At 66.5% G+C, this 13,027-nt stretch carries 14 protein-coding genes; 12 read left to right on the top strand and 2 right to left on the bottom strand.

The window, feature by feature from the left end:
- Positions 1-23: 23 nt before the first annotated feature.
- From AMS67_RS05650 to AMS67_RS05635, 4 genes are all read left to right on the top strand, one after another.
- Positions 24-2,078: a transcription termination factor Rho gene (locus AMS67_RS05650; protein WP_053386480.1), complete on the top strand. Its 2,055-nt coding sequence runs from the start codon at positions 24-26 to the stop codon at positions 2,076-2,078.
- Between the two features lie 109 nt (positions 2,079-2,187).
- Positions 2,188-3,261 (top strand): peptide chain release factor 1, encoded by a 1,074-nt coding sequence (gene prfA, locus AMS67_RS05645; protein WP_053386479.1) that lies wholly within the window; start codon positions 2,188-2,190, stop codon positions 3,259-3,261.
- A gap of 38 nt (positions 3,262-3,299) precedes the next feature.
- Entirely contained in the window at positions 3,300-3,839 is a 540-nt protein-coding gene (locus AMS67_RS05640; protein ID WP_053386478.1) for a GNAT family N-acetyltransferase, read from the top strand.
- Between the two features lie 60 nt (positions 3,840-3,899).
- Positions 3,900-5,291, top strand: a complete 1,392-nt coding sequence (locus AMS67_RS05635; protein WP_053386477.1) for an MFS transporter — start codon at positions 3,900-3,902, stop codon at positions 5,289-5,291.
- 33 nt (positions 5,292-5,324) lie between these two features.
- On the opposite strand, the gene cysE is transcribed toward AMS67_RS05635, so the two are convergent.
- Together cysE and cysK are read right to left on the bottom strand one after the other, a co-directional pair.
- Positions 5,325-5,894 (bottom strand): serine O-acetyltransferase, encoded by a 570-nt coding sequence (cysE, locus tag AMS67_RS05630; RefSeq protein ID WP_053351954.1) that lies wholly within the window; start codon positions 5,892-5,894, stop codon positions 5,325-5,327.
- 23 nt (positions 5,895-5,917) lie between these two features.
- Positions 5,918-6,853 (bottom strand): cysteine synthase A, encoded by a 936-nt coding sequence (gene cysK / locus AMS67_RS05625; protein ID WP_053351955.1) that lies wholly within the window; start codon positions 6,851-6,853, stop codon positions 5,918-5,920.
- Positions 6,854-7,057: 204 nt separating this feature from the next.
- Here cysK and prmC point away from each other — a divergent pair, with 204 nt between their 5' ends.
- The 8 genes from prmC (at position 7,058) to AMS67_RS05585 (ending at position 13,001) form a co-directional block, all read left to right on the top strand.
- Complete coding sequence (gene prmC / locus AMS67_RS05620) at positions 7,058-7,960, top strand: peptide chain release factor N(5)-glutamine methyltransferase (protein ID WP_053386476.1); 903 nt, start codon at positions 7,058-7,060, stop codon at positions 7,958-7,960.
- A gap of 68 nt (positions 7,961-8,028) precedes the next feature.
- Positions 8,029-8,694: an L-threonylcarbamoyladenylate synthase gene (locus tag AMS67_RS05615; RefSeq protein WP_053386475.1), complete on the top strand. Its 666-nt coding sequence runs from the start codon at positions 8,029-8,031 to the stop codon at positions 8,692-8,694.
- Position 8,695: 1 nt separating this feature from the next.
- Positions 8,696-9,904 carry an MraY family glycosyltransferase gene (locus AMS67_RS05610; protein WP_156316550.1) on the top strand — a complete coding sequence of 403 codons (1,209 nt, stop codon included), beginning with the start codon at positions 8,696-8,698 and terminating at the stop codon, positions 9,902-9,904.
- Entirely contained in the window at positions 9,897-10,367 is a 471-nt protein-coding gene (locus tag AMS67_RS05605; RefSeq protein WP_053386474.1) for a Cg1360 family ATP-synthase-associated protein, read from the top strand. The genes AMS67_RS05610 and AMS67_RS05605 overlap by 8 nt, the downstream gene beginning before the upstream one ends.
- 163 nt (positions 10,368-10,530) lie before the next feature.
- A complete protein-coding gene (gene atpB, locus AMS67_RS05600; RefSeq protein ID WP_156316549.1) occupies positions 10,531-11,355 on the top strand; it encodes a F0F1 ATP synthase subunit A in 825 nt (274 codons plus the stop codon).
- Between the two features lie 51 nt (positions 11,356-11,406).
- The gene (gene atpE / locus AMS67_RS05595) at positions 11,407-11,634 is read left to right on the top strand and encodes an ATP synthase F0 subunit C (RefSeq protein ID WP_010157574.1); all 228 of its coding nucleotides are present in this window, start codon (positions 11,407-11,409) and stop codon (positions 11,632-11,634) included.
- A 39-nt stretch (positions 11,635-11,673) separates the two neighbouring features.
- Positions 11,674-12,225 (top strand): F0F1 ATP synthase subunit B, encoded by a 552-nt coding sequence (locus tag AMS67_RS05590; RefSeq protein ID WP_053386473.1) that lies wholly within the window; start codon positions 11,674-11,676, stop codon positions 12,223-12,225.
- Complete coding sequence (locus AMS67_RS05585; protein ID WP_053386472.1) at positions 12,225-13,001, top strand: F0F1 ATP synthase subunit delta; 777 nt, start codon at positions 12,225-12,227, stop codon at positions 12,999-13,001. Before AMS67_RS05590 ends, AMS67_RS05585 begins: the two co-directional genes overlap by 1 nt.
- The last annotated feature ends 26 nt before the right edge of the window (positions 13,002-13,027 follow it).

The raw sequence follows: 13,027 nt of genomic DNA, 5'->3' as shown, positions 1-13,027 counted from the left end.
GGCGGCGTTCCGAAAGGAAGAACGTGGAATCCAACGTTGACGACACCACCACCCCTGCTGCGGCCGACGCCGCAGCACCGACCGAGACGGCGCCGCCGCGCCGACGTGCCTCGCGCCGCGTGAGCGCCGCCGCAGGCGCTGCGGTCGCGAGCGAGCCGGCTGCTGCCGAAGCAGCCGCCGCCGCGGTTGCTCCGGCGGCTGAGTCCGCTGCGGCTCCGGTGGCCGAGGCTGCTGCGGCCCCGGCCGAGGCTGCTGAGGCGCCGAAGAAGCGCGCGACGCGCAGCCGCAAGAAGGTTGAGGCTCCGGCAGCCGACGCCGAGGCGGCCACCGACGCTGCTGCTGCAGAGGCACCGGCGGCCGAGGCTGCTGAGGCACCGAAGAAGCGCGCGACGCGCAGCCGCAAAAAGGTTGAGGCTCCCGCAGCCGATGCCGCGGCTGAGGCTCCCGCTGCAGACGCCGCTGCTCCGGCTGCCGACTCGGCTGAGTCGGAGGCATCCGAGGCGCCGGCGAAGCGCACGCGCAGCCGCCGTGCGTCGGCCGCAACCGCGGCTCCGCAGACGGCAGAGTCCGCCGAATCCGAGGGTGCTGCGACGCCCGCTGCTGAGCAGCCCGCCGCCGATGCTCCGGCAGAATCGGCAGGAGAAGCCGCCGAGCAGGCGGAGACCGGCGAGAGCGAGCGCCCCAGCCGCAACCGTCGCGGCCGTGGACGCGGACAGAAGAACGACGCCGAGGGTGCGGAATCGACCGAACCCGCCGCTGACGACGAGAACGAGAGCCGTCAGAACGGCAAAGGTCAGGGCGGCAACAGCCAGAACGGCCAGCGCCAGAACGGCCAGGGCCAGAACGGGCCCAAGGACGACAAGGGCGGCGACAACTCGAATCGTTCCAGCCGTACCCGTCAGCGCGACCGCAAGCGCCGCGGTCAGGGCGACGATCTCGAGCCCGAGATCACCGAAGACGACGTGCTGCTGCCGATCGCAGGCATTCTCGACGTGCTCGACAACTACGCGTTCGTGCGCACGAGCGGGTACCTTCCCGGAACCAGCGACGTGTACGTATCGCTCGGCCAGGTGAAGAAGTACGGCCTGCGCCGCGGCGATGCCGTGGTCGGCGCGATTCGCCAGCCCGGCGCCAACGATGGTGCGAGCCGCCAGAAGTACAATGCGATCGTCAAGATCGATACGATCAACGGTCGTCCGGTCGATGAGCAGCAGCAGCGCGCAGACATCGCGGAGCTGACGCCCATCTACCCGCAGGAGCGCCTGCGCTTCGAGACCGCGCAGTCGGGGGTGCTCGGCCGCGCGATCGATCTCGTGGCTCCCGCAGGGCTCGGCCAGCGCACCGCGCTCGTGCTCCCGGCGGGTGCCGATGGCACCGCACTCCTCGGCGAACTCGCCGAGGCGGTCAGCACCAACCGACCCGATGCGCACCTCTTGCTCGTGCTCGCCAATGCGCAGCCTGAAGAAGTGACACGTTTGCAGCGCTCCGTGCGCGGTGAAGTGGTCGCAGCCACCTTCGACCGCAGCGCTGAAGACCAGGCCACGATCGCGGAGCTCGCGATCGACCGTGCGAAGCGTCTCGTGGAGCTCGGGCACGATGTCGTCGTGCTCGTTGACTCGCTCAACCGCTTCGCTCGTGCCTACGCCCAGGCGCAGCACGCCCAAAGTCGCCCGGGGCTCGAGGAGATCGACGAGTTCGCGCTCGCTCAGATCAAGCGCCTGCTCTCGGCAGCCCGCAACGTCGAGAACGGCGGTTCGCTGACCGTTGTCGCGACCGTGCAGACGAAGACGGGTCTGTCCGCAGACAAGTTCCTGCTGCGCGAGGTGCTCGCCGTCGTCAACAGCGAAGTGCGCATCGCGAAGGCGATCCCGGGCCTGGCAGCCGAGGTTGATTTCGCTGCCTCGCGCACGCGTCAGGCAGAATCGGTGCTCGGCGCCGACGAAGCCGGTGTGCTTGCGCGCCTCCGTGCCGAGCTGACGCAGGAGGGCGCGCAGGATCGCCTGCGCGAACGCCTGGCTGCGAGCGCCTCGAATGCGGCGCTGCTCGTCGAGCTGCAGCGTTCCGGCACGCTGTCCTAGTGCACCTGAGCCCGCCCTGGAATCCTCCGGGGCGGGCTCAGCCATTGCCGGATCCCGGCGGTAGATTGGGGCGCGACGACGTCGCGGCTGCGAGAGGTGAGGAAAGAACATGTTCGAACAGGTCGAAGGGCTGATCGCCGAGCACGCGAAGCTGCAAGACGAGCTGGCCGATCCCGCGTTGCACGCCGATGCGTCGCGTGCGAAAAAGGTCAACCGCCGTTATGCCGAGCTCAGCAAGATCAAGGCTGCGTCCGAGCACTGGCAGCAGGTGGGCGACGACCTCGAAGCTGCTCGCGAGCTCGCCAAAGAAGACGAGGCATTCGCCGAAGAGATTCCCGCGCTCGAAACCGCGCTCGCCGAAGCGCAGGAGCGTGTGCGGCGTCTGCTGATCCCGCGCGACCCCGATGATGCGCGTGACGTGATTCTCGAGATCAAGGGCGGTGAAGGCGGTGCGGAGTCCGCGCTGTTCGGCGCCGACCTGCTGCGCATGTACATGCACTACGCCGAGTCGAAGGGGTGGAAGACCGAGCTCCTCGAGAAAGACGAGAGCGATCTGGGCGGCTACAAAAACGTTCAGGTGGCGATCAAGGCGAACCCGTCGGATCCGTCGCAGGGCGCGTGGGCGCACCTCAAATACGAGGGCGGCGTGCATCGGGTGCAGCGCGTGCCCGTGACCGAGTCCCAGGGGCGCATTCACACGTCGACGACCGGCGTGCTGGTGTACCCCGAGGTCGACGAGCCCGAAGAGGTCGAGATCAACCAGAACGACCTCAAGATCGATGTGTACCGGTCGTCGGGCCCCGGCGGTCAGTCGGTGAACACGACCGACTCCGCCGTGCGCATCACCCACCTGCCGACCGGAATTGTGGTCGCGATGCAGAACGAGAAGAGCCAGCTGCAGAACCGTGAAGCGGCGATGCGCGTGCTGCGCGCCCGTATTCTCGCGAAGCAGCAGGAAGAGGTCGCTGCCGAGGCGAGCGCCCACCGTTCGAGCCAGATCCGCACCATGGACCGTTCGGAGCGCATCCGCACTTACAACTTCCCCGAGAACCGCATCGCAGATCACCGCACAGGCTACAAGGCCTACAACCTCGACCACGTCATGAACGGTGCGCTCGACGCCGTGATCGAATCGTGCATTCGCATGGACGAAGAGGCGCGACTGGCCGACCTCGGCCAGTAGGGTCGTCGGGCCCACCCCGCACCCGCTACGCTGAAGCCATGTCCGATGCAGTGCAGCCCCTGGTGGGCCCCCTCGTTACCCTCCGCGGCCCGCAGGCGGCCGACCTCGAACCCCTGGTGGCGATCCTCGACGAACCCGAGGTGTCGCTGTGGTGGGTGGGCTACACCCCGCAGCGCGTGCAGGCCGAGTTCATCGAGGCGGCCGATGTCACTCGCATCATCGAGGTCGAAGGCCAGACGGCCGGCGCGATGTTCGTGCTGCGTGGCGACGACCCGGAGTACCCGACGACCGTGATGCACCTGTTCATCGGCACGCGCTTCCGCGGGCGTCGCATCGGCGAGGAGGCGCTCGCGCTCGCGATCGGCGCCGAGTTCGCCGATGGGGTGACACGCGTCACCCTCGATCCGAATGTGAACAATGCGGGCGCGATTCGCAGCTATGAGCGACTGGGTTTCCGCCGCATCGGCGTGCTGCGCGACTATCAGGTGCGTCCGGGCGGGCACCTGGAAGACGCCATGTTCCTGGACCTCACGCGTTCTGATTTCCCCGACGGTCCGCCGTTGCCGCAGCGTTCCTGAGCCGCTCGCTGCGCCGCGCCGATGCACGATCTGGTGGGGGCGCGGCGGTAGCATGGCACTATGCGTGCAACTCGACCATTCCTCCCGTGGGTGGTCTGGGGAGTCGCTGCGATTTCGTATGCGGTCGCCGTCATCAATCGCTCGTCGTTGTCGGCGCTCGGCCCGGCGGCGCAAGATCATTTCGGCATTGACGCCACCACGCTCTCGATCTTTCCGGTGATTCAGTTGCTCGTGTATGCGGGCCTGCAGATTCCGGTCGGGGTGCTCCTCGACCGCATCGGTGCGACCTCGATGATCTTGATCGGCGGAGCCTTGATGATCGCCGGTCAGGTCGCAATGGCGACGGTGCCTGAGGTGTGGCTCGCGATTCTCGCGCGCGTCCTCGTCGGTGCCGGTGACGCGTGCACGTTCATCAGCGTGATGCGGATGCTGCCCGAGTGGTTCTCGCTGCGGCAGTTGCCGACGATCAGCCAGGTGACCGGCCTCATCGGGCAGGCGGGGCAACTCGTGTCGGTCGTGCCGCTGGCGATCCTCGTCGGCGCAACCGGGTGGATGAGCGGTTTTCTCGGGCTTGCCGCGCTCGCACTGCTCGTCGTGATCCTGGGGTGCGCAGTGCTGCGCAACGCCCCCGGAGACGCCACTCCCTTCGAGCGCGTGCTCCGGCGGCGCGGCCGAACGACGGAGAACGCGCAATCGTTCGCCGAAACCAACACGGCGGCGCTCAAGGCGATGCAACCGCCATCGACCGAACTCATCCCGATCATCGCGGAGACGAAGCTGCCCGGTCTCGGGTTCTGGAACCGCGCGCGCAAGCTGCTCCGGCTGCCGGGAGTGCGTCTTGCCTACTGGTTGCACTTCGCGTCGCCGTTCGCGTCGAACGTGTTCCTGCTGCTGTGGGGCACCCCGTTTCTCGTCGGCGGGCTTGGGCTCGACCCGGCAGCGGCCCGCGGCTTGCTGAGCCTCACCGTCGTCTCGTCGATGGTGGCGAGCGTGGTGCTGGGGCCGCTGAGTTCGCGATTCATCGAGCGCCGTGTCTGGTTTAACCTGAGCATTACGGTGTTGATCGCGCTGGTCTGGAGCGCAGTAATTGTGTGGCCCGGCGTGCCTCCGATGGCACTCATCATCGTGCTGCTCGTGGTCATCCCGCTCGGGGGGCCGGCTTCGATGATCTCGTTCGAGGTGTCGCGCTCGCACACGCCGCGCAGCTATTCGGGCTTCGGCACCGGCCTCGTCAACACGGGCGGATTCACGGCCTCACTGCTCGTGATTCTGCTGATCGGCCTCGTGCTCGACCTGCAGGGTGCCGGATCACCCGAGAATTACTCGCTGCACGCGTTCCAGGTGGCATTCGCCGTGCAGATCCCGTTCTGGCTCCTGGGTATTGTGATGGTGCTCATCGAGCAGCGGCGCACCAAGGGGTGGATGGACGAGAACGGGCGCACGCTGCGCTGAGTCGGTTCGAACCAGCTCGGTGAGGCGCTGCGTTCAGATGACGTAGAAGTCTGCCATGTCGGGCTGCTCCATGATCGGGGCGCCGCGGCGTGGACGCCCCTGTGCAGGAATGCCCGTGAGCGTCGTCCACGGGGGAGCGGAGCGCACGACGACGGCATTCGACCCGACAGCGCTGTCGTGGCCCAGCTCGATGTTCCCGAGAAGCTTTGCTCCGGCGCCGATGACGACGCGATCGCCGATGGTCGGGTGGCGTTTGCCGCGGTCGTGGCCGGTACCGCCGAGAGTGACCCCGTGGTAGATCAGCACGTCGTCGCCGACGACGGCGGTTTCGCCGATGACCACGCCCATCCCGTGGTCGATGAAGAGGCGCCGCCCGATGGTGGCGCCCGGGTGAATCTCGATACCCGAGAAGAAGCGTGAGATCTGCGAGATCGCGCGCGGCAGAAACCTCAGGCCGCGCTGCCAGAGGGTGTGCGAGACCCGGTGCCACCAGACGGCGTGGAGCCCCGAATACACGAAGAACACCTCCGCCGAACCGCGCGCAGCGGGATCGTGCGCGCGGGCGGCGGAGATGTCTTCGCGGATGCGGGAGAACACGCTCACTGCAGAAACTCCGAGGATCGAGACTAGGCGCCCAGATCCTCGAACAGCACGGTCGAGAAGTAGCGCTCGCCGAAGTCGGGTACGACGACCACGATCTTCTTGCCCGCGTTCTCGGGGCGCTTCGCGACCTGCGTGGCGGCCCAGACGGCTGCGCCACCCGAGATGCCTGCAAGGATGCCCTCTTCGGTGCCCAGGGCACGAGCCTTCGCGATGGAATCGGCGAGCGTGACGTCGATGACCTCGTCGTAGATCTCGCGATCGAGGATGTCGGGCACGAAGTTCGCGCCGAGTCCCTGGATCTTGTGCGGGCCTGCCGTACCCTCGGTGAGCAGCGGGGAGTCGATTGGTTCAACGGCGATGACCTGCACGCCGGGGTTCTGCTCCTTGAGGTAGCCGCCGGCGCCGGTGATGGTGCCGCCGGTGCCGATGCCGGCGACGAAGATATCGACGCTGCCGTCGGTGTCGTTCCAGATCTCGGGGCCCGTGGTGGCGCGGTGGATTGCGGGGTTCGCGGGGTTCGCGAACTGCTGCGCGAGAATCGCGCCCGGCGTGCTCTCGGCGATTTCCTGCGCCTTGGCGACAGCGCCCTTCATGCCGAGCGGGCCCTCGGTGAGCACGATCTCGGCACCGTAGGCGAGCAGCAGCTTGCGGCGCTCGATGCTCATGGTCTCGGGCATGGTGAGGATCACGCGGTAGCCGCGCGCCGCACCGACGAACGCGAGTGCGATGCCGGTGTTGCCGCTCGTGCCTTCGACGATGGTGCCGCCGGGCTGCAATGCGCCCGACTGCTCAGCGGCGTCGATGATGGCGATGCCGATGCGATCCTTCACCGAGCCTGCGGGGTTGTAGAACTCGAGTTTCGCGAACACCTCTGCGCCGGCCTCTTCCGTGACACGGTTGAGGCGTACGAGGGGAGTATTGCCAAATGCCTGCGTGATGTTGTCGTAGGTCCGTGCCATGGTGCTGCATCCTCCTGAAGTCTGGGATGGGGTTCCGGCCGCATCGATGTTCCGGCAGCGAGACGCCCCGGGGCCGCCTCAAATTATATCGATTCCTTATTCGAGTGGTTCGAAAGGGTTATGCAGTAAGTCGTGAGATGACAGGTGCGGCGCGTCGCTCGATGCCGATTCGGGAGTGCCGGCGACGTGTGCGAGTCTGGGGGAGTGCAGCACACTCCAGCGACCGGCGATGCCGGCACTCCGGTCTCTCGATTGCTCGTCGAGATCGTGGACCAGCTCGCGGCGAACGGCATCGTCGATGCGCGGACGGACGCCGAACTGATCGTCGGGCACGTGCTCGGCGTGACGCGGGGGCGCGTCCAGGCGTTGGCGATTCTGGCCGATGCGGTGTCCGATGGCGACACGTCCCGCATACGCGAGATCGCCGATGAACGCGCTCGACGCGTACCGCTGCAGCACCTCACCGGGCGGGCGCCTTTCCGCTCCATCGAGCTCTCCGTCGGCCCGGGCGTATTCGTGCCCCGGCCCGAGACCGAGACGGCGGCCCAGTTCGCTATCGACGCCGCGAGTCGTGTGCCGGATCCCCAGCCCATCGTCGTGGATCTGTGCACGGGGAGCGGGGCGCTTGCCCTGTCGATCGCCCACGAAGTGCCGCGAGCACGCGTGTGGGCGGTGGAGAAGAGTCGAGAAGCGCACGCGTGGGCGCAGCGCAACGTCGACGAGTGGGGCGACGGCCGTGTCGCGCTGTTGCTGGGCGACGTGGAGCATCTCGACGAGCTGCCTGATCTCGCAGCGCTGCGCGGCACGGTGCATGTGCTCGTCTCGAATCCACCGTACGTGCCCAGCGGCATGGTGCCTCGTGACCCTGAAGTGCGTGACCACGACCCCGAGCTCGCGCTGTACAGCGGAGCCGACGGGCTCGACCTCATCAGGGTCATCAGCAGCTCTGCCCTGCAGTGGGTGGCTCCGGGCGGGTTGCTCGTGCTCGAGCACGCTGAGTTGCAGGGGCGCGCGATCCGGGAACTGCTCGCGGCCGATGGATGGCAGCAGCCCGAGACCCATGCAGACCTCACGGGGCGCGATCGCACGACGACGGCGATACGCTGAGCCTGCCGGAGCCGGCGGTCGGAGAGCACTCGGAAACCAACCCGCGAGCGGGAGTAGACTGGCGCGTTATGGCCGAAGTCTTCGATTGCACCGACAACTCGCAACTGCTCGCGGGTACCCGCACCGCTCGGCAGGCGATCGGACGCGGCGAGCTCATCGTGATGCCCACGGACACCGTGTACGGCGTCGCGGCTGACGCGTTCAGCCCGGAGGCCGTGCAGCGTTTGCTCGATGCGAAGGGCCGAGGGCGGCAATCGCCGCCGCCCGTGCTGATTCCGAACACCGACACCCTCGCAGCACTCGCCGCAGAGGTCGTCGCCCCCGTTCACGCGCTCGCGGAGGCATTCTGGCCCGGTGCGCTCACCATCATCACGCGCGCGAATCCGCTGCTCAGCTGGGATCTGGGGGAGACGGGCGGCACAGTGGCGCTGCGCATTCCCGATCAGCCGCTCGCCATTGAACTGCTGCGCGAAACAGGGCCGCTCGCGGTGTCATCGGCGAACCTGACGGGCGAGCCCGCAGCCCGCACCGCCGCCGCCGCGCAGAACATGCTCGGCGATGCGGTCGCCGTGTACCTCGAAGCCGGCGAATCGGGAGCCGATGGAGTTGCCTCCACGATCATCGATGCGACCGGATTGACCGAAGCCGGCGGGGAGATTCGAATTCTGCGTCAGGGCGGGGTGTCGCGCGAGGCCATCGCGGAACTGCTGCCGCAGGTTGTTTTCGGGGAGTGACATGCTCGCCTACGTGACGGTCGTCGCGGTTGCCGCGCTCGTCACTGCGGCAGCCTCCTGGGGGGTGCTGCGCCTGAGTCGGCGCTTCAACCTCGCCCCCGAAGTGCGTGCGCGAGACGTGCATCAGGCCCCAACCCCCCGGCTGGGCGGGATCGCGATGTTCGTCGGCATTATCGCCGCGTTCATCGTCGCTGCGACTCAGCGGGAGTTCGCATCGCTGTTTTCGGGCAGCAACCAGATGTGGGCGCTCTTTGGTGCCTGCGCGCTCATCGCGGTTGTGGGTGTGCTCGACGATCTGCTCGATTTGGACTGGATGATCAAGCTCGCCGCGCAGCTCGCTGCGGCGGGACTGCTCGCCTGGAACGGTGTGCAGATCGTGTCGTTGCCGTTCGGCGATACCCTCATCATCGGGTCTCCACTCGTCAACTTCGTCATCACGGTCTTTCTCATGACGCTCGTGATGAACGCGGTGAACTTTGTGGACGGCCTCGACGGACTCGTCGCCGGCGTCGCCATCATCGCCAATGCGCTCTTCTTCGTCTACACGCTGCTGCTGAACGATCAGATCGGTCGCGTCGATTCCGTGATCTTCGCGAGTCTCATCGCCATCGTGGTCGTCGGCATCTGCATCGGCTTCCTGCCATTCAACTGGCACCGCGCGCGCATGTTCATGGGAGATACCGGGGCGCTGCTGGTAGGGCTGCTCATGGCGACGTCGACGGTCTCGGTGACCGGCCAGTTGAACCCGGCGGCACTCGACCAAAAGCTGGTGCTTGCGAGCTACATCCCGATCATTCTGCCGATCGCGGTCCTCGCGCTTCCGCTCGCCGACTTCTCACTCGCGGTCTTCCGCCGACTCCGTGCCGGAACAAGCCCCTTCACCGCGGATCGCCTGCACCTGCACCATCGCCTGCTCGACATGGGCCACTCGCCCATCCAGGCCGTGTGCATCTTCTACTCGGGCACCGCGACGATTTCGATCGCGGTGCTCCTGGTGTTCACGACCCAAGACTTTCTCCTTCCGGGCATCGTGCTCGCAGCCGGTACCGCTGCGACCTTTGCGCTGCTGCGATTCCCGGCGAATCGAGTACGCGCAGCTCTCGCGCGCCGTCACTTGGTACCGTTGAGCGGACGGAGCTCCCGAGCCGACGCAGCACGCGCCGAATCGCTCGCCAGGAAGACTCCGCTGAAAGGACCCCAGAGTGAGTGACTCCGTGCAGCCCGACGAGATCGAGCCGAGGCCGATGCCGGCTTCGCAGCCCGTGCTGCTACGGGCGCTGCGATGGGGGCTCGTCGTCATCGGCGCACTCGTCGTCGTCTTCGCCGTGATCGGCTACCTCGTCAGCGGCACGGCCGGGCTCTGGGGAGGCATCATCGGAACGGCGCTCGGCGGCCTGTTCCTCATGATGACGGTCGGCAGCATCGCATTCGCGAACCGATTCATCGAGCGCGACTTCTACATCACCGCGTTCTTCGGCATCGTGCTCGGCAGCTGGGTGTTCAAGTTCATCGTCTTCATCGTCGTGGTCGTGCTGCTGCGCGACGCGGAGTGGCTCGACACGCGAGTGATGTTCTTCGGAGTGATCGCGAGCGTCATCGCATCTCTGGCCCTCGACGTCGTGGTCATCACCCGCTCGCGCATCCCGATTCTTTCCGCACCGACGCAGTCCTAGCCGACTTCATCACACCAAGCCGCTTCGGGTTTCTCCTGGAGCGGAATTATTGATACACTCAGATACGTTCCCTGCAGGGCTGGCTTGAGCTGTGCCTACGACGCCCCGGGGTATGACCACCGTTCGACACTGTGCAGGCTGATGCCGCACCGAAGTCAGGAGAATGGCGCTGTTCGCTAACGCTTTGCACCTCGTGGCCCCCGTCTTTTTTGCGGCCGAAGAGGGTGAATTCCACGCGCCGACGATGGCCGAGTTCTTCCCCGACATCGTGCTCTTCGAAGGCACCCCGTTCGCCATGAACCGGATCATGATGATCCGCGTCCTCATGATGGTCGTGCTGCTCGTTCTGTTCTGGTTGGGAACCCGCCGCATGCGGGTCATTCCGACCCGTGGCCAGTCGCTCACGGAGATGGCGCTCGACTTCGTGCGTGTCAACATCGCCGAAGACCTGCTGGGCAAGAAAGACGGCCGTCGCTTCCTGCCGATCCTCACCGCGATGTTCTTCTCGATCCTCGCGCTGAACATCACCGGCATCGTGCCCGGCCTGAACATCGCCGGAACCTCGGTCATCGGCTACCCGCTGGTGCTCGCCGTCGTCTCGTACGTCACGTTCATCTACGCGGGCGTCAAGAAGAGCCCCGGCAACTTCTTCAAGAACGCGCTGTTCCCCTCGGGCGTGCCCAAGGCGATCTACATCATCGTCACCCCGATCGAGTTCATCTCGACCTTCATCATCCGTCCGGTCACGCTGACCCTCCGACTCATGATGAACCTGCTCGTCGGCCACCTGCTGCTCGTGCTGCTCTTCGCAGCGACGCAGTTCTTCCTCTTCTCGGGCGAGGGCTTCTTCAAGCTCTTCGGAGTCGGCACCTTCGCCTTCGGCGCAGCGTTCACGCTCTTCGAGATTCTCGTCGCCGTTCTGCAGGCCTACGTCTTCGCACTTCTCACCGCCGTCTACATCCAGCTCGCGCTGGCTGAAGAGCACTAAACCCACGGGTTCGGCAACCGCCGCACTCACATACGGAAGGAAACACATACCGTGTCTGTTCTCGCTGAAATCTCGGGCAACATCGCAACCGTCGGTTACGGCCTCGCCGCTATCGGCCCCGCCATCGGCGTGGGTATCGTCGTTGGCAAGACCATCGAGGGTGTCGCTCGCCAGCCCGAGCTCGCCGGCCGCCTCCAGGTCCTCATGTGGATCGGTATCGCGTTCACCGAGGCCCTGGCCTTCATCGCGATCGCTACGCCGTTCATCTTCGCCGCGTAATCCGATTCCACCTTTCCCTAGTCTCGAAAGGGAGGCTCGATGAATAACGCAGTCTTCGTTGCTGCGGAAGAGGGCGCGAACCACAACCCGCTCCTCCCCGCGACGTACGACATCGTGTGGTCTGCGGTCGTCTTCGTCATCATCCTTGTCGCGTTCTGGAAGGTCTTCCTCCCCAAGATGCAGACGATGCTCGATGCACGTGCAGAGGCGATCGAGGGCAACATCGCCAAGGCCGACGAGGCTCAGGCGAAGGCCGAAGCCGCACTCCAGGAGTACACCGCGCAGCTCGCCAGCGCACGTCAGGAAGCCGGCGAGATTCGCGAGTCGGCTCGCCTCGACGCGAACAAGATCGTCGCCAAGGCGAAGGACGACGCGACGACCGAACAGGCCCGCATCGTTCACGCGGCGCAGGCGCAGATCGAAGGCGAGCGCCAGAGCGCGGTCGTTTCGCTCCGCAAGGACGTCGGCTCGCTCGCGATCGACCTCGCCTCGAGCGTGGTCGGCGAATCGCTCTCCGATGATCAGAAGGCTTCGGCGCTCGTCGATCGCTTCCTCGCTGATCTCGAAGCATCCGAGAAGGCGGCACAGTAATGGGCAGCGCGTCACGCGAAGCACTGGCTCAGGCGCGCACCGCGCTGGGAGCCGGACTCGACTCGAACGCCGGGAGTGAGCTGCTTGCAGCCGCTCGCCAGATCGCGGGGAGCCCTGCGCTCGCTGCGGCGCTCGGCGACGCCTCGGCCGATGCGCAGGCCAAGACGCAGGTGGTCGAGCGGCTGTTCAGCGGTCTCTCCGCTGGCGCGCGCTCTGTTCTCGCCGCAGCCGTTCAGGGACGCTGGTCGAATGTCGACGAGTTCGTCTCGGGCGTCGAAGAGCTGGGAATCCGCGCCGTGGGCGCGGCGAACCCGTCTCTCTCGGATGATCTGCTCGCGGTGGTCGACGTGATCGACCGCAACCATGATCTGCAGCTCAGCCTCGGCAGCAAGCTGGCCGACCCCGCAGGGAAGGCCGCACTCGTGCAGCGTCTCTTCGGAGGCAAGACCTCGGAGGCCTCGCTCGCCGTGGTCTCGCATCTGGTCACCAGCCCGCGCGGTCGTCGTCTCGATGCGACGCTCCGTCAGGCTGCGCACACCGCGGCCGACCAAGCCGGGAGCGAACTTGCGACGGTGACCGTCGCTGTGCCGCTTTCCGCTGCGCAGCAGGATCGCCTCGCTCGAGCTCTCGAGCAGTCCGCCGGACGCCCCGTGCGCATCACCACCGTGATCGACACTGAGCTCGTCGGCGGCATCCGCGTGCAGATCGGTGACAACGTCATCGACGGTAGCGTCCGTGCCCGACTCGACGATCTGCGCCAGCAGCTCGCCGCGTAGCGACAACTTTTCACACCCGGGGGCGG

The sequence above is a fragment of the Leucobacter japonicus genome (assembly GCF_001273855.1).
GTDB classification, from domain to species: domain Bacteria; phylum Actinomycetota; class Actinomycetes; order Actinomycetales; family Microbacteriaceae; genus Leucobacter; species Leucobacter japonicus.
Note: the sequence above shows the minus strand (reverse complement) of the source record. Positions and strands in the feature narration are given on the sequence as shown.

Excerpts from the sequence above, each read along its gene's own strand:
- AMS67_RS05610 (WP_156316550.1), top strand. The coding sequence starts at position 8,696 with ATGCTCGCCTACGTGACGGTCGTCGCGGTTGCCGCGCTCGTCACTGCG.
- atpB (WP_156316549.1), top strand. The coding sequence starts at position 10,531 with ATGGCGCTGTTCGCTAACGCTTTGCACCTCGTGGCCCCCGTCTTTTTT.
- prfA (WP_053386479.1), top strand. The coding sequence starts at position 2,188 with ATGTTCGAACAGGTCGAAGGGCTGATCGCCGAGCACGCGAAGCTGCAA.
- cysK (WP_053351955.1), bottom strand. The coding sequence starts at position 6,853 with ATGGCACGGACCTACGACAACATCACGCAGGCATTTGGCAATACTCCC.
- AMS67_RS05640 (WP_053386478.1), top strand. The coding sequence starts at position 3,300 with ATGTCCGATGCAGTGCAGCCCCTGGTGGGCCCCCTCGTTACCCTCCGC.
- AMS67_RS05590 (WP_053386473.1), top strand. The coding sequence starts at position 11,674 with ATGAATAACGCAGTCTTCGTTGCTGCGGAAGAGGGCGCGAACCACAAC.
- AMS67_RS05615 (WP_053386475.1), top strand. The coding sequence starts at position 8,029 with ATGGCCGAAGTCTTCGATTGCACCGACAACTCGCAACTGCTCGCGGGT.
- AMS67_RS05585 (WP_053386472.1), top strand. The coding sequence starts at position 12,225 with ATGGGCAGCGCGTCACGCGAAGCACTGGCTCAGGCGCGCACCGCGCTG.
- AMS67_RS05635 (WP_053386477.1), top strand. The coding sequence starts at position 3,900 with ATGCGTGCAACTCGACCATTCCTCCCGTGGGTGGTCTGGGGAGTCGCT.